Source organism: Dactylosporangium salmoneum (assembly GCF_039532525.1).
GTDB classification, from domain to species: domain Bacteria; phylum Actinomycetota; class Actinomycetes; order Mycobacteriales; family Micromonosporaceae; genus Dactylosporangium; species Dactylosporangium salmoneum.
In genome coordinates this window covers 1-18,645 of sequence record NZ_BAAARV010000030.1, presented here as the reverse complement: position 1 = coordinate 18,645, position 18,645 = coordinate 1, and the positions used below count along the sequence as shown (strand labels likewise).

At 75.7% G+C, this 18,645-nt stretch carries 16 protein-coding genes; 4 read left to right on the top strand and 12 right to left on the bottom strand.

Translation table 11 applies throughout. From position 1 onward, the window contains the following. Positions 1-24: 24 nt before the first annotated feature. Both ABD352_RS20220 and ABD352_RS20215 read left to right on the top strand, forming a co-directional pair. A complete protein-coding gene (locus ABD352_RS20220; RefSeq protein ID WP_344613981.1) occupies positions 25-1,110 on the top strand; it encodes a sensor histidine kinase in 1,086 nt (361 codons plus the stop codon). Next, positions 1,110-1,754, top strand: a complete 645-nt coding sequence (locus ABD352_RS20215; RefSeq protein ID WP_344613980.1) for a response regulator — start codon at positions 1,110-1,112, stop codon at positions 1,752-1,754. The genes ABD352_RS20220 and ABD352_RS20215 overlap by 1 nt, the downstream gene beginning before the upstream one ends. Here the strand turns inward: ABD352_RS20215 and ABD352_RS20210 are convergent. Then, complete coding sequence (locus tag ABD352_RS20210; protein WP_344613979.1) at positions 1,751-2,293, bottom strand: TetR/AcrR family transcriptional regulator; 543 nt, start codon at positions 2,291-2,293, stop codon at positions 1,751-1,753. The genes ABD352_RS20215 and ABD352_RS20210 overlap by 4 nt on opposite strands. Positions 2,294-2,536: 243 nt before the next feature. Here ABD352_RS20210 and ABD352_RS20205 point away from each other — a divergent pair, with 243 nt between their 5' ends. Beyond that, positions 2,537-3,106, top strand: coding sequence for a permease (locus ABD352_RS20205; protein ID WP_344613978.1), 570 nt, complete (start codon positions 2,537-2,539; stop codon positions 3,104-3,106). Here the strand turns inward: ABD352_RS20205 and ABD352_RS20200 are convergent. The 9 genes from ABD352_RS20200 to ABD352_RS20160 form a co-directional block, all read right to left on the bottom strand. Beyond that, positions 3,103-4,431, bottom strand: coding sequence for a diguanylate cyclase domain-containing protein (locus tag ABD352_RS20200; protein WP_344613977.1), 1,329 nt, complete (start codon positions 4,429-4,431; stop codon positions 3,103-3,105). The genes ABD352_RS20205 and ABD352_RS20200 overlap by 4 nt on opposite strands. A 56-nt stretch (positions 4,432-4,487) precedes the next feature. Continuing rightward, positions 4,488-5,837, bottom strand: a complete 1,350-nt coding sequence (locus ABD352_RS20195) for an FAD-binding oxidoreductase (protein WP_344613976.1) — start codon at positions 5,835-5,837, stop codon at positions 4,488-4,490. Positions 5,838-5,867: 30 nt separating this feature from the next. Further along, positions 5,868-9,233 (bottom strand): ATP-binding protein, encoded by a 3,366-nt coding sequence (locus ABD352_RS20190; RefSeq protein WP_344613975.1) that lies wholly within the window; start codon positions 9,231-9,233, stop codon positions 5,868-5,870. Between the two features lie 40 nt (positions 9,234-9,273). Further along, complete coding sequence (locus ABD352_RS20185; protein WP_344613974.1) at positions 9,274-10,386, bottom strand: hypothetical protein; 1,113 nt, start codon at positions 10,384-10,386, stop codon at positions 9,274-9,276. Further along, complete coding sequence (locus ABD352_RS20180) at positions 10,383-10,895, bottom strand: SigE family RNA polymerase sigma factor (RefSeq protein ID WP_344614090.1); 513 nt, start codon at positions 10,893-10,895, stop codon at positions 10,383-10,385. The genes ABD352_RS20185 and ABD352_RS20180 overlap by 4 nt, the downstream gene beginning before the upstream one ends. A 93-nt stretch (positions 10,896-10,988) precedes the next feature. After that, the gene (locus tag ABD352_RS20175) at positions 10,989-12,482 is read right to left on the bottom strand and encodes an ABC transporter permease (protein ID WP_344613973.1); all 1,494 of its coding nucleotides are present in this window, start codon (positions 12,480-12,482) and stop codon (positions 10,989-10,991) included. After that, positions 12,479-13,339 (bottom strand): ATP-binding cassette domain-containing protein, encoded by an 861-nt coding sequence (locus tag ABD352_RS20170; protein ID WP_344613972.1) that lies wholly within the window; start codon positions 13,337-13,339, stop codon positions 12,479-12,481. The genes ABD352_RS20175 and ABD352_RS20170 overlap by 4 nt, the downstream gene beginning before the upstream one ends. 4 nt (positions 13,340-13,343) lie before the next feature. Next, a complete protein-coding gene (locus tag ABD352_RS20165) occupies positions 13,344-14,357 on the bottom strand; it encodes a sensor histidine kinase (RefSeq protein WP_344613971.1) in 1,014 nt (337 codons plus the stop codon). Further along, the gene (locus tag ABD352_RS20160) at positions 14,354-14,983 is read right to left on the bottom strand and encodes a response regulator (protein WP_344613970.1); all 630 of its coding nucleotides are present in this window, start codon (positions 14,981-14,983) and stop codon (positions 14,354-14,356) included. Before ABD352_RS20160 ends, ABD352_RS20165 begins: the two co-directional genes overlap by 4 nt. Before the next feature lie 87 nt (positions 14,984-15,070). Here ABD352_RS20160 and nhaA point away from each other — a divergent pair, with 87 nt between their 5' ends. Continuing rightward, positions 15,071-16,909: a Na+/H+ antiporter NhaA gene (gene nhaA, locus ABD352_RS20155; RefSeq protein ID WP_344614089.1), complete on the top strand. Its 1,839-nt coding sequence runs from the start codon at positions 15,071-15,073 to the stop codon at positions 16,907-16,909. On the opposite strand, the gene ABD352_RS20150 is transcribed toward nhaA, so the two are convergent. Beyond that, on the bottom strand, positions 16,860-18,026 hold the full coding sequence (locus ABD352_RS20150) for a hypothetical protein (RefSeq protein ID WP_344613969.1): 1,167 nt from the start codon (positions 18,024-18,026) through the stop codon (positions 16,860-16,862). The genes nhaA and ABD352_RS20150 overlap by 50 nt on opposite strands. Position 18,027: 1 nt before the next feature. Then, the coding region (locus tag ABD352_RS20145; protein ID WP_344613968.1) for a SigE family RNA polymerase sigma factor at positions 18,028-18,645 on the bottom strand (618 nt) is incomplete at its 5' end.

Sequence of the window (18,645 nt, the reverse complement as noted above, 5' to 3'; positions counted from 1 at the left end):
ATCGTCGCGCAGTAGCCTGCTGGCATGCGCCGATTTCTCGCCGCTGCCGGCATCGTGGCGGTCGACAGCGTGCTGCTGACCTTCGCCCACCCGGCGCCGGTCACGCCGCTGCTGCTGCCGGTCTGGGCGCTGGTCGTGGCGGCGGTCATCCGGCTGCGCTACCGCAGCCCGGTGGCCGCCTTCGCCTGCGCGCTCGGCCCGGCCGTCGTGGTCGGCGGGGCCTGCGCGCTGCTGCCGTGGAGCGCCTATCAGGCCGGGCGGGCTGTTCGCGGTACGACATCCGGGTCTTTCATGACGACGGCCGCCGTCGCCGCCCTCGGCGCCGAGATCGCGCTGCGCCCGCAGCAGGCGGCGCAGCTGGTCATCGCGTCGGTGGTCTTCGTGCTGCTGCCGGTGCTGGCCGGACGGTACGTCGCCCAGCAGGAGCGCCAGGCCGCCGCACTCGCCGCGCAGGAGCGGCTGCGCATCGCCCGTGACATGCACGACGCCCTGGGCCACCGCCTGAGCCTGGTGTCGGTCCAGGCGGCCGTGCTGGAGGTGGCGGGCCTGCCGGACGAGCAGCGCGCCGCCGTGCGCCGCCTGGCCGAGTCCGTCCGCGGCGCCGTCGGCGACCTGCACGAGCTCGTCGGCGGCCTGCGCGCCCCGCGCCCCGGCCTGACCGCGATCGCCGACCTGGTGGCCGGCGCCCGCGCGGCCGGCGTCGACGCGCGCCTGGAGATCCGCGGCCCGCGGCGCGAGCTGCCCGAGGAGGCGGGCCCGGTCGCCTACCGCCTGGTCCAGGAGGGCCTGACCAACGGCGTCAAGCACGCGCCGGGCGTGCCCCTGCTGATCCGGGCCGAGTGGGAGGACGACGCGCTGGTGCTGTCGGTGACCAACCCGGTCCCACCGGACCGGGCGCCCGTCGTGCCCGGCCGCGGCCTGCTGGGCCTGGCCGAGCGGGCCGAGCCGGCCGGCGCCCTCGTCGGACACGCGGCCGGCGGCGGCGAGTTCCGGCTGTGGGCGGTGTTCCCGCTCGCCGTGGCCGCCCGCCGCCCCGCCCTGCTGGGCATCGCCGTCGCCGGCCTCATGTTCGGGTTCGTCCCGCTGAGCCTCATGGTCGGCGTCGCCTAGTGGCCCCGATCCGCGTCCTCATCGCCGACGACGAGCCGCTGATCCTGGCCGGCATCCGCGCCGTGCTCGAGTCCGCCGCCGACATCGAGGTGGCCGGCACCGCCGCGGACGGCGCCGCCGCGGTCGCCGAGGCCCGGCGGGTCGAGGTCGACGTGGCCCTGCTGGACGTGCGCATGCCCATCCTGGGCGGCCTGGACGCGATGCTGTCCCTGCCCGGCATCCGCGTGGTGATCCTGACCTCCTTCGGCGACGAGCCCAACGTGCTGCGCGCCCTGCGCCAGGGCGCGGCCGGCTTCGTGCTGAAGTCGTGCGCCCCGGAGGAACTGCTGCGCGCGGTGCGGGCCGCGCACGCCGGCGAGGCCTTCCTGTCCCCACCGGTCACCCGCCACCTGATCGGCCTGGTCGGCGCGGCCGGGGTTGAGGAGGCCGAGCGCCGCCGTTCGGCCGCCGCCCGCCTGTCCGTGCTGAGCCCGCGCGAGGCCGACGTCCTGCGCCTGATCGCCGAGGGCCTGTCCAACGCCGACATCGCCGCCCGCCTGCGCATGAGCGAGCCCAGCGCGAAGACCTACGTGAGTCGTGTGCTCACCAAGCTGGACTGCACCAACCGCGTCCAGGCCGCCATGCTCCACCGCGACGCCCACTAGCGGAGCAGCAGGCCCTCGCGGGCGGCCAGGGCGATGACCGCGGCGGTGCGGTCGGCCAGGGCCGGGTCCAGGGGCTCGCCGGTGATGTAGGCGCGGGCGTAGTACGGGGCGCCGACCATGCGGATCACCTCCGCCGGGTCGGTGCCCTCGGCCGCCTCGCCGCGGGCGACCGCGCGCTCCACGATGGCCGCGCCGTTCGCGATCCGGGCGGCGAAGAACTCGGTCAGGGCCGAGCGGGCGGCCGGGTCGTGGATGGCCTCGCGCACCACCACGTCGAAGACCGCGCGCAGGTGGGGCATCCGCAGCATGGCGATGCTCGCCCGGCCCAGCTCGCGCAGGTCGCCTTCCAGGCTGCCGGTGTCGGGCAGCGGCACCTGGGCGCCCGCCGTGTCGGCGAAGGCGTCGACGACCAGCTGGGCGAGGCTGCCCCAGCGGCGGTACACCGTCGTCTTCGCCACCCCCGCCCGCTGGGCGATGCGCTCGATCGTGGTGCCCGCGTACCCGACTTCCAGCAGCTCGGCGACCAGCGCCTCGGTCACCGCGGCCTTCGTGCGGGCGGTGCGCCCGCCCGGCCTTACTGAGCCAGTGGGTTGCAATGAAACTCCAGTTGCGTTTAGCGCGGTGGGCTGTCATGCTCCTCGTGACAGGTTAACGCAACTGCAGTTCACTTAGTAGTGAGGGGCGATCATGGCGTTCTTCGTTGGCGCGATCCTGTTCGCCGCGCTGGTCGGGGCATTGGACGCGAAGCTGCCGTGGCCGGCGGCGGGCAAGGGGGAGCAGCGATGATCACGGGGCACTTCGGGCTGGCCGCGGCGGTCAAGTCATTCGAGCGGCCGGTGCCGCTGTGGGGGCTCATGCTCGGCACGGTCTGGCTCGACGTCGTGTTCGTGCCGCTGTACATCTCCGGGGTCGAGCACATCGACCCGTTGCCGGGCACCGACGGCGGCTACGGCGACGGCATCATCTACGCCGACTACACCCACTCGCTGGTCGGCGCGCTGGTCATCGCGGCGCTGACCGGGCTGCTGATGAGCCGCTGGTGGGGGCGGCGGGGCGGTGTGGTCGTCGGGGCGGTGGTCTTCTCGCACTGGCTGCTCGACCTGCTCGTGCACCACGCCGACCTGCCGCTGCTGCCGGGCAACCTCGGCGACCTGCCGCGGATGGGGTTCGGGCTGTGGCGGTACCACTGGCTGACCGCCGCCATCGAGGCGCTGCTCGTGCTCGTCGGGTCCGCGCTGTACTGGCGGGCCGCGCGGCGGACCGGTGGGTCCCCCGGGCGCGTCAACCTCGTCACCGGGCTGATGGTGGCCTTCGGCGCGGTGACGCTGGCCCTGGACGTCGCGGGGCTCTAGGACGCGATGCGGCGGGGCTTCGCGCGGTACATGGCGGCGTCCGCGTCGGCCAGGACCTCGTCCGGGTGCTGGCCGGGCGCGGCCACGGCCACGCCCACGCTGCCGTGCGCGGTCAGCCGGCCGGCGCTGGTCGGGAACGGCTGGAGGAAGCAGGCGCGCAGGGCCGCGGCCAGCCGCTCGGCCGGCTGGGTGCCGGCGCCGGGCAGCAGTACCGCGAACTCGTCGCCGCCGAGGCGGGCGGCCAGCGCGCGCCGGTCGAGGGCGAGGCCGGCGTCGCGCAGGCGGTGGGCGACCCCCGTGAGCAGGTCGTCGCCGGCCTGGTGGCCGTGGGTGTCGTTGACCGTCTTGAAGTCGTTGAGGTCGATCAGCAGCACGGCGTAGGGGCTGGGCTCGGCCGCGGCGGCGCTGAGGTGCTGCCAGAGCATCGCGCGGTTCGGCAGGCCGGTGAGGGCGTCGTGGTACGCGGCGTGGTGCAGCGACTCCTCGTAGACGCGCTGGGCGCTGACGTCGAGCAGGGCGAAGACCGTCCCGACGCCCTCCTCGATCGGCACCGCCTCGACGAGCACGTCGCTGGTCGTGCCGTCCGGGCGGGTGAGGCGCACCTCCTGGGCGGCGGTGCCGGCCCGGCCGAGGGCGCGCAGGTCGACCGGCGCGCCGCCGGGGCCGGTGAGGTTCAGCGACTCGCACGAGGCCGCCCCCTCCGGCGGCCAGCCGAGCAGGTCCCGGGCGGCCGGGTTGGCCAGCCGCACGCCGCCGGCCGGGTCGGCGACCAGCACCGGGAAGGGGAAGCGGCGCAGCACGGCCTGCAGCAGGGCGCTCTGGGAGCGGTGCTGGTCCTGCAGGCGCAGCAGGAGGACCCTCATGGAGTACACCAGGAAGCCGATCACGCAGAGCGAGACGATCGCGCCCGGGTACACCTTGATGCGCGGCTCCAGCAGGGCCGCGCCCACCCAGACGGCGACGTAACCGGCGGCCAGCGGCAGCATGCGCCCGAGGCCGGCCACCGACGAGCGGAACAGCAGGTGGAAGAAGAGCAGCCCGAGCAGCGCGTCGATGTCGGCGACCTGGACCGCGACCGGCAGGAACGCGGCCAGCTCGAGCGCGTCGACCCAGATCGGCACCGGCCGGACCCGCGTGAACTCGGCCGCCCGGAGGGCGAGCATGCCGAGCACCACGGCGAAGCTGGTGAGCCGCGCCGGCGGGGACAGGTCCAGCAGGCCGATCTGGATCAACGACGCGGCGGTGACCGCCGACAGGGCGAGCACGAACCCGATGCGCATCGCCCGCAGCAGGTCACGCCGCAGGTATGCGATCGCCCAGCCCATGCCGCTCACATCGGCCGGCAACCGGGCCGCAACAGTGCGGCCCGGTTGCAAACCTGTTAGCCGACCAGCGCCTGGCCGCTGGAGAACACGTTGGTCGGGTCGTAGGCGCGCTTGATCCGCAGCAGCCGGTCCCGGTCGGCCGGCGCCCAGTTGGCCAGGAGCGCCTCGGGGCCGGCGTGGCCGGAGAAGTTGATCAGGCCGCCGGGCACCGTGTCGACCGAGAGGATCCGGTCGGTCACCGCGTCCACGACCGGCGCCAGCTCGGGCACGCCGACGCCGATGACGAACAGGGAGTACCCGGCCCCGCGGCCGCTCACCGCGTTGGGCACCGCCGGCGGCCGGGCCAGCCCGCCGCCCAGGTGCCGCAGCTCGATCATGACGATCGGCACGTCGACCTGCGGCCCGGCCGCGGCCAGCACCCGCTCGACCGTCTCCGCGGTGACCTCGCCGAGCAGGACCCCGCGCTCGCGGCTCGGGACCGGGTCGACCGGGTCGCGGTGCACGGCGTCGATCGCCGCGTACGGCAGCATCTGCACGTCGTCGATCAGCGCCGGCGCGGCCGCCCGCATCGGGGCGAGCAGCCGGTCGCCCTCCTCGGCCCCGCCCAGGTAGGCCACCCGCAGGTGCGCCACGAACGCGCCGCGCAGCGGCTCGGGGAGGACCGGCAGGTCGGGCAGGCGCAGCAGCGCGACCGACGTGGACATCTCCTCCGGCAGGCCGGCCGACCACTCGCGGTACGCGTGCAGCACCTCGGCGGCGTGGGTGCCCGGGAAGTAGATGCCGCCGCCGAAGAACCCGGCCACCTCGACCAGGCCGAACTCGATCGAGGTCACGATGCCGAAGTTGCCCTTGCCGCCCCGGACCGCCCAGAACAGGTCGGCCTCGTGGCCGGCGTCGATCGTGCGCAGCGCGCCATCGGCGGTCACGATCTCGATCGAGCGGACGTGGTCGGCGGCGAAGCCGTAGCGGCGCCCGAGCGGGCCGGCGCCGCCGCCCAGGGTGTACCCCACCACGCCCACGTGCGACGAGGAGCCGTTGAGCGGGGCCAGCCCGTGCGGGGCGGTCGCCTCGATCACCTGGGCCCAGCGGACGCCGGCCGCGGCCCGGGCGGTGCGCGCCGCCGGGTCGACGGAGACCTCGTTCATCCGCCCGGTGGTGATCAGCAGGCCGCCGGTGACCGGGCGGACGGCGCCGTGCCCGGTCGCCTGGACCGCGACCGGCAGGCCCTGGGTGCCGGCCCAGCGCACCGCCGCGGCGACGTCCTCGGCGCAGGTGGCGCCGACGACGACCAGCGGCTCGTGGATGGTGGCGGCGTTCCAGGACGCGACCTCGGCCGCGTAGCCCTCGTCGCCGGGAACAAATACGGGCCCGGCCGCAACCGGGAGATCAGTCAGTGCGGTGGTCATGGGAGCACGGTCGCGCACCCCGGTTGGTGTTCACTTGCAATCCACTAGGGCGGCGACTTGCTTGTCGCTGGCGGCGACCAGGTGGGCTCCGCCGAACCGCTCGTGCGCGGCCCGGGCCGCCAGCGCGTGCTCCAGCGCCGCCGCCCGGTCGCCCAGCCGCTCGGCCAGGGCCGCCTGCGCGAACCGCAGCGAGCCCCAGGTGGCGCAGCCCGTGCCGACCGCCGTGAAGCGGTCGGCGTAGGGGGCGATCTCGGCGTACAGCTCCCGCGGATCGGGCGTGCCGAGCCGGGCGGCGACGAGCGCCCACTGGAAGACCACGAACTCCCAGCACCATAGCCGCTCGCGGGCCGCCCCCCAGCGCGCGACCAGGGCCCGGGCCAGGTCCTCATCGCCCGACTCGACGGCGGCCAGCACCGCGGTCGGGCGCAGCAGTTCCAGCTGCGGCTCGTCGGCGCAGCGCACCAGCTCGTCGAGCAGCTCGCCGGGGCGGCCCTGGAAGCGCCGGCTGGTGTGCACCAACGCCAGCCGGATCCACTGCCTTCCCCACAGGCTGGTGTGCTCCTGCAGCCCGAACGCCTCTCCGACCAGCCGCTCGGCGGCGGCCCAGTCGCCGGCCCGCAGCGCCTGCCCGGCCTGCGCGTAGCGGACCTGGGCGGGCAGCACCGGGGTGCGGACCTCCTCGACCAGCCGCACGCAGCGGGCCAGGTCGGCGTCGAGCCCGGCCGCGTCGCCCGCGCCGCACTCGGTGTGCATCCGGTGCAGCCGCGCGGTCACCTCCACCGTGCGCGGCAGCCCGTCCATGCCGAGCAGCTCGTCGACCGTCGCCCGGCGCTCGGCCGCCCGCTCCGGCACCCAGGCCACGTTCCAGTAGTTGTTCAGCGTCCGGACCAGCAGCTCCCGGTCGCCGAGCCGGCGGGCCAGCCGCACCGCCTCCTCGGCGAGCTGCTCACCCTGCGCGCGGTCGGGGTGGTGGTACAGCTCGACGGCCAGCGTGCCGAGCAGCACCGCGCGCCGGTACATGTCGGCGGGGTCGAGCCGGTCGAGCTGCTCGCGCAGGATGCCGATCATCCGTTCGTCGAAGGTGTGGTACGGCCGCCACCCCCACAGCGTCACCCCGCCGAAGAGCGTCGCCGCGTCCATCGCCAGCCCGTCGTCGCCGAGCTGCCGGGCCAGGGTCAGCGCCTCGTCGAGCACGGCCTGGGTGCCGGCCACGTCGCCGGTCGCCCGCCGGGCCACCCCGAGCTGCACCAGCAGGCGGCAGCGCTGCTGGGCGGCCCCGGACCGGGTCGGGTCCAGCGCGCCGAGCGCCGCCTCCAGGTAGCGGGCGGCCTCGTCGTAGGCGAGCTGGGCCATGGCGAGCTCGGCGGCCCGGGTCGCGTGCCGCACGGCCCGGTCCGCGACGCCCAGCCGCGCGGCCATCGTGAAGTGGTGCACCAGGCGCCCGAGCAGGTTGGGGTCGTCGGGCCGGTCGAAGGCCTCGAGCGCCTCACCGACCCGCTTGTGCAGCCGCGCCCGCTCCAGGCGGCTCAGCCCGCCGTAGACGGCGTCCCGGACGAGGGCGTGCGAGAAGCGATAATCCCAGCCGTCCGGTACCTCCAGCAGCACCCCGGCCGCGACGGCCGGCTCGAGCGCGGCCATCACCCGCTCGTGCCCGCCGCTGTCCCGGTTCTCGGTGGCCGCCTCCAGCAGGAGCAGGTCGACGTCCCGGCCGAGCACCGCCGCCGTAGCCAGCAGCTCGCGGGTCCGCTCGGGCAGCCGCGACAGCCGCCGCTCGATGACGTCGCGGACGCTCTCCGGCACGCCGGTGCCCGCCACCGCGTGGGCGTCGGCCCACCCGTCGGGGTGCTCGCTGTCCAGCAGCCGCAGCAGCTCGTTGAGGTAGAACGGGTTGCCGCCGGTGCGCTCCTGCAGCGCCCGGGCGACCGCCGCAGGGCGCCCGGTGTACTCGGCGATGTCCCCGGCGGTCAGCGCGGCCAGCCGCAGCCGCTCGGCCCCGCGCTCGTTGGCCAGCAGCGCGAGCGTCTCGCGCAGCGCCGGGTCGGAGTCGGCCGCCTCCGGCCGCATCGTGCCCAGCACGAGCAGCGCCGAGCGGGCCAGCCCGGCCGCGAGGTGCGCCAGCAGCTGCAGCGAGGCCGCGTCGGCGGCGTGCAGGTCGTCCACGACCACGAGCAGCGGCCGCGCGGCCGCCTGCCCCCGCAGCTCCTCCGCGACCCCCTCGTGCAGGTGGAACAGCGCGGCGTCGGGGTCCTCGCGCTGCCGATCGACCCCGCGCCCGGCGAGCGCGTCCAGCAGCCGCCTGGTCTCGGGCGTCTCCGGCAACGCCCGCAGCACCTGGGTCCAGGGCCAGAACGCCGGGGTCGCGCTCGCCTCGACGCAGCGGCTCCAGGCCACCGCCAGGCCGCGCCCGGCGGCGAGCTGCGCCGCGCGCTCGGCGAGGCGGCTCTTGCCCAGGCCCGCCTCGCCGGCGATCAGCAGCACCCCGCCGGCCCCGGCGGTGGCCCGCTCGATCCGCTCCGCGATGCGCCCCTCCTCGGTCGCCCGCCCGACCAGCCGCGGCCCCTCCGGCTCGGGCGCCGGCGCGGCCGGGTTCGGTGCCGCCGGCGCGGGGGCCGGCGGCGGCAGGGACAGGGCCGGGTCCTGGCGCAGGATCGCGGACTCCAGCTCGCGCAGCCGAGGCCCCGGGGGCACGCCCAGCTCCTCGTCCAGCACCGTCCGGGCCCGGCGGAAGGCGGCCAGGGCGTCGGCCTGGCGGCCCTCGCGGTACAGGCCGAGCATGAGCTGGCCCCACGAGCGCTCCCGGAACGGCCGGCGCTCCAGCAGGGCCTGCGCGCTCGCGATCGCCGCCGCGGTCCGCCCGGTGCCCAGCTGGACCTCGGCCAGGTCCTCGAGCGCGGCGTCGCGCAGCTCGTTCAGGCGGGCGGCGGCGGCCGCGGCGAAGGCCTCGTCGGCCAGGTCGGCGAGCGGCTCGCCGCGCCACTCCCGCAGCGCCGCGTTCAGGCCCCGCTCGGCCGCGGCCAGGTCGCCGCGGGCCAGCGCGGCCCGGCCGGCCTCGGCCCCGGCGGCGAAACGGACCGCGTCGACCTGCTCGCCGTCCACCGCCAGCAGGTAGCCCGGGTCCCGGGTGAGCAGCACCGCGGGCGGCGTGCGGGGCGCCCGGTCCGGCTCCAGCACCCGGCGCAGCTGTGACACGTAGGCCTGCAGCGTCCCGGTCGCGCTGGCCGGCGCCTCCCCGCCCCAGAGCCCCCCGGTGATCCGGTCGACCGACACCACCCGTCCCGGCTCCAGCAACAGCATCGCGAGCACCGCCCGTTGCTTGCGGGCGCCCAGGTCGATCGGCGCGCCATCGGGCACGCAGGCCTCGAGCGGCCCGAGGATCCGGAACTCCAGGCGGGTCACGCAGCCACGATATCCGCAATGACCCACCCGGAAGATCGTCCTATCGTGCGAGAGGATCGGTCGTGGGTGCCGTGCGTTCGAGGCTGGTCAGCATGTGCAGGATCGGCTCCTCGGGCAGGCCCGACTGGCGGCGCTCGAACGTGTACTGGTGCCCGTCGAGCCAGATGGTGGCGCCGTTCGTCGGGTCGTATTCGAGCCCCTTGCCGTCGTACGTGGTGTTGACGTGGGGCGGGTCGGTGGCCACGGTGTCGGTGATCAGGAACGGGGAGCCGCCGGCGAGCCGGAAGCCGGCCGTGGCCATGATCACCTTGCCCGTCGCGGTCCACGTCGTCGCGCAGCTCGCGAGGTGCGTGTCCGACAGGCTCCACGTGAGGTGGAACTCCACCGCGCACTGGCGCACCTTGTCCAGCCGCAGGAACCCGGCCACCTCCAGCACCGCGCCGCGGGCCCGCTCGGCGGCCTTGGTGGCGTCGGGCTCACGCTCCTGGAACGACACCACGGCGTACAGCCACGCGGTGTCCACCGGCCGCCAGCGCAGCGCCGCCCAGTCGGGGCCCCACTCCAGCGTCGCCGGCCGGCCGGTCACGGCGAGGTCGTCCGTGTGCTCGGTGCCTTCGCGGTGCGCCCTGTCCGCGTCGGCCATCGCGTCGCGGGCGCCCTCGGTCGGCCGGCCGGCGACCTCGTAGTGCTCGTAGAGGTAGGGCGTGCGGGGGTTGCGGGTCACGGACATCTCCTCGCCCTCGCCGGAGCCCCAGGACGTCTCGATCACGTCGGGGTCGGCGGTGTCGAGGTGCAGCTGGCGCCCCTCGCCCAGCTGCCCGCCGCCGGCCAGCGGGCGCATCCCGGGCACCTCCGGCGGGCGGGGCCGCTCCGGCGGCGTCGGGGAGGGCGCCACCGTGGTCGGGCTCGCCGTGGTGGCGGGGGTCGGGGTGTGGGTGTTCGCGGGCGGCCCGGAGAACTGGCGCGGCAGCAGCACGACCGCGGCGAGCAGCACCGCGACGACGACAGCCGCGCTGGCACTCACGGCCAACCGGCGGTTGCGGCGGTGTCGTGCCCCGCTGCGGCGGGCCCCCTCGAGCAGCGAGTCGATGCGCACATCTCCGTCGGCCCGGGCGCGCAGCGCGGTCGCGATGATCGGGTCGAGGTCGCTCATCGGTTCACGTCCTTCCGGGTCAGGGCCGCCTCGTCCACCAGCCGCCGGCGCAGCGTGGCCAGCGCCCGCATGGCCTGCGTGCGCACGGTCACCGGCGAGCAGCGCAGGATCTCCCCGATGGCGGCGTCGTCGAGGTCCTCGTAGTAGCGCAGGACGAGCGTGGCGCGCTGCTTCGGCGGCAGCTCGGCGATGAGCTGCCAGGCCGCGTCCCGCTCGGCCGCCTCGGCGCCGATGTCCGCAGGATCGGCCCGCTCGAGATGCCCGGCGCTGGTGTCCACCGCGACCTCGCTCGAGGACCGCTTGCGCCGCCAGGAGATGTGCTGGTTGACCAGCATGCGCTTCACGTATGTGTCGACATCCTCGGCGCGGCTGATCCGCTCCCAGCGCACGAAGGCCCGGCCGAGGACGTCCTGCACGAGGTCCTCGGCCAGGTGCCGGTCCCGCACCAGCAGCCGCGCCAGCCGCACGAGCCGCTCGCCGCGCAGCCGGACGTAGTCGTCGAAGCTGATCACTCTGTCACCGCCTCCCACTCCGCACCACGCCGCATCCTCCCGCCGCCGTTGCACGCGGCGACCGGCAGGTTTGCCGGCCTCTCGCGAGCGTCAGCGGCGGGCCTGGCGCCAGGCGGTGCGGAAGAGGGCCGCGAGGAGCCCCGCGCCCGCCAGGGCGGCCCACAGCAGGGGACTCGGGCCGGTGAGGCGGCCGTGGTCGCGCAGCGCGCCCATGAAGTCCACCGCGCCGGCGTTGTTGATCAGGAGGTACCAGATGACGGTGTAGACCGCCTGGAAGACCCTCGGCGCCCCGGTCAGCGTGCCCAGGGCCAGCGCCAGCGCGGAGACGAACGCCGCGCCCGCCGCCCACGCGCCCAGCCCCGGCAGGTCGCCGGTGACCGCCATGCGGATCGCCGAGCCCGCGCCCGTGGCCGCGGCCAGCAGCGCGCCCGCGCCCCACTCGGCCAGCACGCGGCGGCGCGGGGCCGGGTACGCGCCGAGGATGGCGGCCGCGCCCGACGTCGCCGGCTGGGTGCCCAGCCGCGACCAGAGCAGCACCGGCCAGATCCAGGCGACGGCCAGCACCGGGCCGGGCGGGGCGGCCAGGCCGGCCAGCGCCAGGGCGCCCGCGCCCAGCCACCACCACAGCGGCGCGCCCTGCACGAGGATCCGCAGCTCCCCGGCGAGCAGGCGAAGGCCCGTGCCGCCGCGGGCCGGCGCGGTGCGGGGGAGCCCCTTGTACACGGTTCGCGGCTCGGGGCCGCCGCCCGCGCGGGCGGCCCGGGCCGGGCGGTCGAAGCGGTGGAACCACAGCGCCGGCAGCACCGCGATCCCCACCGCGACGGCGACGAGGGCCAGCCGGCCGGCGAGAAAACCGGGGTCGAGGCGCAGGCCGGGGAAGTCGAACGTGCGCAGGGGATCGTCGACGTACATCAGGCCGAGCCCCACGTCCTGCCCCGCCCCGTCCGGCAGCTTCACGGGCGGCAGGCCCAGCCCGCCGAGGGGGGCCTTCGGCGACTGGCCGCCGAGCACGCCGACCATCCACACGAAGAACCACAGGACGTTGCCGAGGCCCCCGCGCAGTACCGGCGTCGTCTCGAAGAAGATCGCCAGGGCCGCGGTCACGAGCACCATCGGCAGGGCCAGCAGGACGAAGGGCAGGGCCAGCGCGACCGGGTCGACGGCCCGCGACTCGCCCCGCAGCAGCTGCAGGGCCAGCGCGGTGACGGCCAGCACGGCGACCATCGAACCGAGCACCATGACGTTGCTGAGCAGCTTGCCGGCCAGGTACACGGGCGTGCGCAGCGGCGTGGCGGCCAGCAGCTGCCCGACCCCGGTCCGCTCGTCCCGGGCGACCGCGTCGCGCACCAGGTAGAACCCGACGAGGGTCAGCCACAGCGCGCTGGTGAGGGCGGTGACGAGGCCGACGTAGGAGCTGGTGTAGCGGCCGCGGAAGCCGCCCAGCACCAGCACCGACCAGTGCGAGCCGACCGGCGGGACGGCCAGCAGGCCAAGGCCGATCGCCGAGATCAGCATGAGGAGGTACGCCGGGCGCCGCACCCGCTCCCGGAAGTCCGCCAGTGCCAGGGCGGCCGGCGCGTTCACCGGTGCACCGCGCCCACGTAGGCGTCCTCCAGGTCCGGCGCGACCGGCGCCGCGTCGGCCAGCGGCTGGCCGGTGGCCAGCACGCGCAGCCGCACGCCGGCCGGTGTGCGCACGGCCCGGGTGGTGAGCAGCCGCTGCTGCAGCCCGGCGGCGGCCTCGGGCGGCACGGTGACCTCCCAGACGTGGCCGGTCACCCCGCGCAGCAGCTCGTCGGCCGGCCCGTCGAGGCGGACCCGCCCGCCCTTGACCACCACGATCCGGCCGGCCACCGACTCGACGTCGCCGACGATGTGCGTGGACAGCAGCACCAGCCGGTCGGCGGCGAGGTCGCTGAGCAGGTTGCGGAACCGCACCCGCTCCTCCGGGTCGAGCCCGGCGGTGGGCTCGTCGACGATGACCACCCGCGGGTCGGCCAGCAGCGTCTGGGCGATGCCGACCCGGCGCAGCATGCCGCCGGAGTAGCCGCCGAGCGGGCGGCGGGCGGCGTGGGTGAGGTTGACCAGCTCCAGCAGCTCGTCGATGCGCGCCCTGGCGGAGCGGGCGGACAGGCCCTTGACCGCCGCCAGGTACGCCAGGAACTCCACCGCCGACAGGTTCGGGTACACCCCGAAGTCCTGCGGCAGGTACCCCAGCGCCCGGCGCAGCCCGTCGGGCCGGGCGACCGCGTCCACCCCCTCGTAGCGCACCTGGCCGGACGTCGGGCGGGTGACCGTGGCCGCGATGCGCAGCAGCGAGGACTTGCCGGCGCCGTTGGGCCCGAGCAGGCCGACCAGCCCGGGGCCGAGCCGGAGCGTCAGGCCGTCGACGGCCCGTTTCTGTCCCTTGTAGACCTTCGTGATGTCGAGCAGTTCGAGCATGCCCTCAAGGCTGTTCGACCCCTCCGCGGCGCACATCTGCCGAATGGGAGAGATCGGCGATCACCTTCCACCGCCCGTCGCCGGGCCCGGCGTGCAACGTGCCCCTGACGGCCCGCACCCGCTCGGCCAGCGAGGCGAGGCCGGTCCCGCTGCGCCGCTGCTGCGGGGAGGCTTCGGACATGTCGCTCTCAACCGTCAGAACGCCGCGATCGGTGAGGCGAACGACAACCTTCGCGGACGGGGCCGCGTGCCGCCGCACGTTCGTCAACGCCTCGATCACCACGTAGTAGGCCACGGATCCGGCGGCGGGGGACAGATCCGCGCCGGGGTCGATGGACAGCGAGGCGTTGGGGCCGTAGCGGGCAACGGCCAAGGGAATGTCCGCCAGGCCGTGGACCCGGGCGTCCGGGGAGCGCAGCGCCGCGACCATGTCGTCCATGGCCGCGAGCGCCCGCTGCCCCGCCGCCTCGATCCGCTCGTAGGACCGCGGATCGGGCGCGATCTGCGCCGCCTGCGCCTCCACCACGATCCCGGTCACCTCGTGCGCCACCAGGTCGTGCAGGTCCCGTGCCAGCTCCAGCCGCTGAGCACGCCGCGCCGCCTCCAGCGCCCGCGCCCGCCGCGCGTCGGCGGCCCGGACGAGCAACCCCGTCCCGGCCGCCGCCACCGCGCAGCAGAAGGCCACCGCGACGAGCAGGATGGAGGCGTTGAGCCGGTTGTGGGGGGTGTGCAGGGTGATCCGCAGCGGCAGCGCGCTGGTGGCCAGCCCGACCAGCGCGCCGGCGACGGCGGCCGTCCGGGCGGGGGCGCGGCGCAGCAGGCGGACCTGCAGTACCAGCAGGGGAAAGAACTCGAACGGGAACCACAGCCCCGGCGGCTGCGGCGCCCCGCGGTAGGCGGCGGTGACGGCCAGCGAGCCGAGCGCCGCGGCGAGGGGCAGGGCGGCCGGGCGGGGCCTGATCGCGGCGGCCACGGCCAGCGCCGCCGCCAGGGCGAGCAGCGGCCATCCCGCGGTCACGGCGCCGCGACCCCGTGGTTCCAGGCCCAGACCGCGATGCCGACCCGGTTGCGCACGCCGAGCTTGCGCTGCACGGCGGCGACGTGGGTCTTCACCGTGCCGGCCGAGATGAACAGCTCCGCGCCGATCTCGGCGTTGGTGCGGCCGGCCGCCACGTGCCCGGCGATCTCCAGCTCGCGCTCGGTGAGCGGCTCGGGGGACTCCGGGCGGGGGCTGGAGAGGTGGCGCAGCAGCTTGACGGTGATCGCCGGGCTGATCAGGCTCTCGCCCGACACGGCGGCCCGGACCGCCTCGGTCAGCAGGGCCGGTCCGGAGCGCTTGAGCAGGAAGCCGGCCGCGCCGTTGCGAAGGGCCGTGTAGACGTACTCGTCCAGGTCGAACGTCGTCACGACCACCACCCGGGTGGGGCCGCCGGCCAGCTCGCGGGTGAGGGTGAGCCCGTCCATGCGCGGCATCCGGATGTCGACGAGGGCCACGTCGGGCCGCAGCGCGCGGATCCGCTCCAGCGCCTCGACCCCGTCGGCGGCCTCCCCGACCACCTCGATGTCCTGCGCCGCACCCAGGATCCGGCGCAGCCCGTCGCGGACCATGTCCTGGTCGTCGGCGATGAGCACGGTGATCCCCACCGGGCGAGCGTAATAGGCTTGCCCCCTGTGACCGAACCGCAGACGACCGCCTGGCGGCGCGACATCACCGCGCCCGTGCGGGCGTTCATGCGCACCGAGTCCGGAAGCGCCGGCGTCCTCGTCGCCGCGATCGCGGTGGCGCTGGTCTGGGCCAACGTGGACGACGCCGGCTACGAGCGGCTGTGGGCGACCGAGCTCGGCCTGCACGTCGGCGGCTGGTCGCTGGCGTTCGACCTGCGCACCTGGGTCAACAGCGGCCTCATGACGCTGTTCTTCCTGGTCGTCGGCCTGGAGGCGCGCCGCGAGCTCGATCTGGGCGACCTGCGCGACCGGCGCCGGTTCGTGCTGCCGATGGCGGCCGGGGTGGCCGGCATGCTCGTGCCGGTGGCGATCTACCTCGCGGTCAACCGGGGCGGCCCGGGCGCGCACGGCTGGGGCGTGGCCATGTCCACCGACACCGCGCTGGCGCTGGGCCTGCTCGCGCTCGTCGGGCGCAACGTGCCGGAGCAGGTGCGGGTCTTCCTGCTGACCGTGTTCGTGGTCGACGACCTGGTGGCGCTGGTCGTCATCGCCGTGGCCTACTCCGAGAGCATCGAGGTCATGCCGCTGCTCGCGGCGATCGCGGTGTTCGGCCTGCTGCTCGGCCTGCGCACGCTCAGGGTGAGGAGCGGCGCGGTCTACGCCCCGGTGTGCCTCCTGCTGTGGTACTGCATGCTGCGCAGCGGCGTCGACCCGGTCGTGGCCGGCCTCGCCATCGGGTTGACCGCGACCGCGTACACCCCCGCCCGCACCGCGCTGGAGGCGGCGAGCGGCCTGTTCAAGCTCTTCCGCGAGCAGCCCACCGTGGAGCTGGCCCGCTCGGCGTCGCTGGGCCTCACCCGCACGCTGTCGCCCAACGACCGCCTCCAGCGGATGTACCACCCCTGGAGCAGCTACGTCATCGTCCCGCTCTTCGGCCTGGCCAACGCCGGCATCCCGATCGACGGCGCGTTCCTGTCCCGGGCGTTCACCTCCCCGGTCACCCTCGGCGTGCTGGCCGGCTACGTGCTCGGCAAGCCGGTCGCCGTGGCCGGCGCCTCCTGGCTGGTCACCCGGGTCTCCGGCGGCCGGGTCCGCCCCGGCGTCGGGTGGGCCGCGGTGCTGGGCTCCGGCACCATCGCCGGCATCGGCTTCACGGTCTCGCTGCTCATCGCCAGCCTCGCCTTCACCGGCGACCAGCTGGCCGAGGCCAAGGTGGGCGTGCTCGCCGCCGCGGCGCTCGCCTCGGCGCTGACCTGGGTGGTCTTCCGGGTGACCGCCATGCTGCCGAAGCCTCGCCGGCTCCGGGCCCTGCTGGGCGAGGCCGAAGCCCTCGTGGACCTCATCCCCGCCGTGGACGTGAGCGCGGACCACGTGCGCGGGGCGGCGGAGGCCTCGGTGACGATCGTGGAGTACGGCGACTTCCAGTGCCCGTACTGCGGCCAGGCCGAACCCGCCGTGCGCGAGCTGCTGGCCGACGCCGACCTGCGTTACGTCTGGCGCCACCTGCCCCTCACCGACGTCCACCCGCAGGCCCAGCTGGCCGCGGAGGCGGCCGAGGCGGCGGCCGCCCAGGGCGCCTTCTGGCCGATGCACGACCTGCTGCTGGACCACCAGGACGAGCTCAAGCCGGCGGACCTGGTCGGCTACGCCGAGCGGCTCGGCCTGGACCGCGAGCGGTTCCACGAGGACCTCATCCGGCACGAGCACGCCGGGCGCATCGCCCAGGACGTGGAGTCCGCCGACCTCAGTGGCGTCGGCGGTACCCCCACGTTCTTCATCAACGGCGTCCGGCACTACGGGGCGTACGACATCGGCACCCTCAAGGCGGCCGTGAAGGTGGCCCGCGCCCGGGCGGTCATCGGCAGACCCATCGCACCGGCACCGGGTGGCCGTTCTCCGACGTGATCGCCACGCCGGCGGCGATGCTCCCGTCGTCGCTGAGCACTACCGGCTGCATCGCGAGCGGGGCCTGCCCTGCCGGGGTCGGCAGGATGATCAGCCCGGCCGTCCGGGTGTCGATGACGACGTCGGCGCCGGTGGACACCAGCGTCCAGCCCGAGCCGTTCACCACGCCGGGCGCCCCGCCGGTGACGACCCGCACCTCGTCGGTCGCCAGGTTCCACACCGCCCACCTCTCGCCGACCCGGCCGGACGCCCAGCCGTTGCGCACCTGGTCGGCCCCGTAGTTGGTGGCCGGCCGGCCGTCGACGACCGGCGCCGGCAGCATCCTCGGCGTCCCGTCGGGCGACCACACGTAGGCCGCCGACCGGTCGCCGTTGAGCAGCTCGCCCACCACCGTGCCGTCCTCGGCGATCCCGCGGGCGACGCCGCTGTACCCCGGCCCGGGCAGCCGCAGCGGCACCGGCGCGGCGTCGGGGTCGGCCCAGAGCACCGGCTGGTTGTGGATCGACCCGGCGATCTGCCCCTTGCCGTTGATGGCGTACGGCACGGCGTCGACGCCGTCCGGGTGGGCCAGCAGGCGGGCGACGCCGCCCTGCACCACCCAGGGCACGTGCTTCTTGCCGTAGGTCGCGCCCACCGCCACCCCGTGCGTGTTGACGCCCTGCAGCTGCAGCCCGTCGGGCGCGTTCACGACGCCGTACTTCGTGTCGTCCCACAGCAGCGCCAAGCCCGTGCCGCCGTCGATTCCCGTGCCGATGATGTACTGCCCGGACGGATCGCTCCCGGTCACCGTGCCCCCGCCCGCGGCCCTCGGCGGCAACTCCAGCGGGTAGGCGGTGCACTGCAATGGCGTCACGCCCGGTGACAGCCCGCTGTCCGGCGGCCTGGTGCCGGACGCCGCCGGCCACGGCGCCGGTTTCGGCCCTGCCTCGGGCGACGCGACCGCCCACCCGCCCACCAGGACGGCCAGCACGACCACCGCCACGGAGGCGACCCGGAGCGTCATGCGCCGCCGCTCCCCGCGCACCACGGCCCGCCGCACGTCGACCGTGGAGGGCCGCTGTGGCTCCTGCCGCAGCGGGGTCAGCAGCCGGACCGCCCGCTCGTCGTCGAAGTCCATCTCAGACCGTCCTCTGCAGGTCGTCGCCCACGAGCTGGCGAAGCGTGGCCAGCCCCCGGGCGCACTGGCTCTTCACGGTGCCGGGGGAGCAGCCCAGGATCGCGGCCGTCTCCTCGACGGACAGGTCGCAGAGGTACCGCAGCACGAGCACCGCCCGCTGCCGCCGCGGCACCTTCTCCAGGGCCGCCCGCAGCGCCAGCCGGTCGTCGACCGCCTCGTGCGGCGCGTGCGGTGGTGGCTCGGGCCCGGTCGCGCCGAACAGGCCGATGCGGCTCCACGCCCGCCGGCGCTCGTCGAGGAACGTCCGGACGAGCATCTGCCTGACGTACTGGTCGAGATGCTCGACCGCGCTGACCCGCGGCCAGCGCTGGTAGAGCTTCTCGATCGTGAGCTGCACGACGTCGTCGCCGCGGTGCTCGTCGCCGCACAGCAGGAACGCGAGCCGGCGCAGGGACGCCAGCCGGCCGGTCACGTACTCGACGTACTCCTCTTGCGCCCGCTCGCGCATAGGGCCTCCCCCTCGCTTCGGACTGAAACGAGCCCCCGCCCCGGTGAGGTTGCACGCCGTCGCGAACTCGGGGGAGCGCCGCCGCGCGGCGGGCGCTCCGGGGCCGGGCAC

Bases quoted from the DNA above. Each gene is read 5' to 3' on its own strand.
- ABD352_RS20220 (WP_344613981.1), top strand. From the start codon at position 25: ATGCGCCGATTTCTCGCCGCTGCCGGCATCGTGGCGGTCGACAGCGTG.
- ABD352_RS20205 (WP_344613978.1), top strand. From the start codon at position 2,537: ATGATCACGGGGCACTTCGGGCTGGCCGCGGCGGTCAAGTCATTCGAG.
- ABD352_RS20200 (WP_344613977.1), bottom strand. From the start codon at position 4,431: ATGGGCTGGGCGATCGCATACCTGCGGCGTGACCTGCTGCGGGCGATG.
- ABD352_RS20195 (WP_344613976.1), bottom strand. From the start codon at position 5,837: ATGACCACCGCACTGACTGATCTCCCGGTTGCGGCCGGGCCCGTATTT.
- ABD352_RS20185 (WP_344613974.1), bottom strand. From the start codon at position 10,386: ATGAGCGACCTCGACCCGATCATCGCGACCGCGCTGCGCGCCCGGGCC.
- ABD352_RS20170 (WP_344613972.1), bottom strand. From the start codon at position 13,339: ATGCTCGAACTGCTCGACATCACGAAGGTCTACAAGGGACAGAAACGG.
- nhaA (WP_344614089.1), top strand. From the start codon at position 15,071: ATGCGCACCGAGTCCGGAAGCGCCGGCGTCCTCGTCGCCGCGATCGCG.
- ABD352_RS20150 (WP_344613969.1), bottom strand. From the start codon at position 18,026: ATGGACTTCGACGACGAGCGGGCGGTCCGGCTGCTGACCCCGCTGCGG.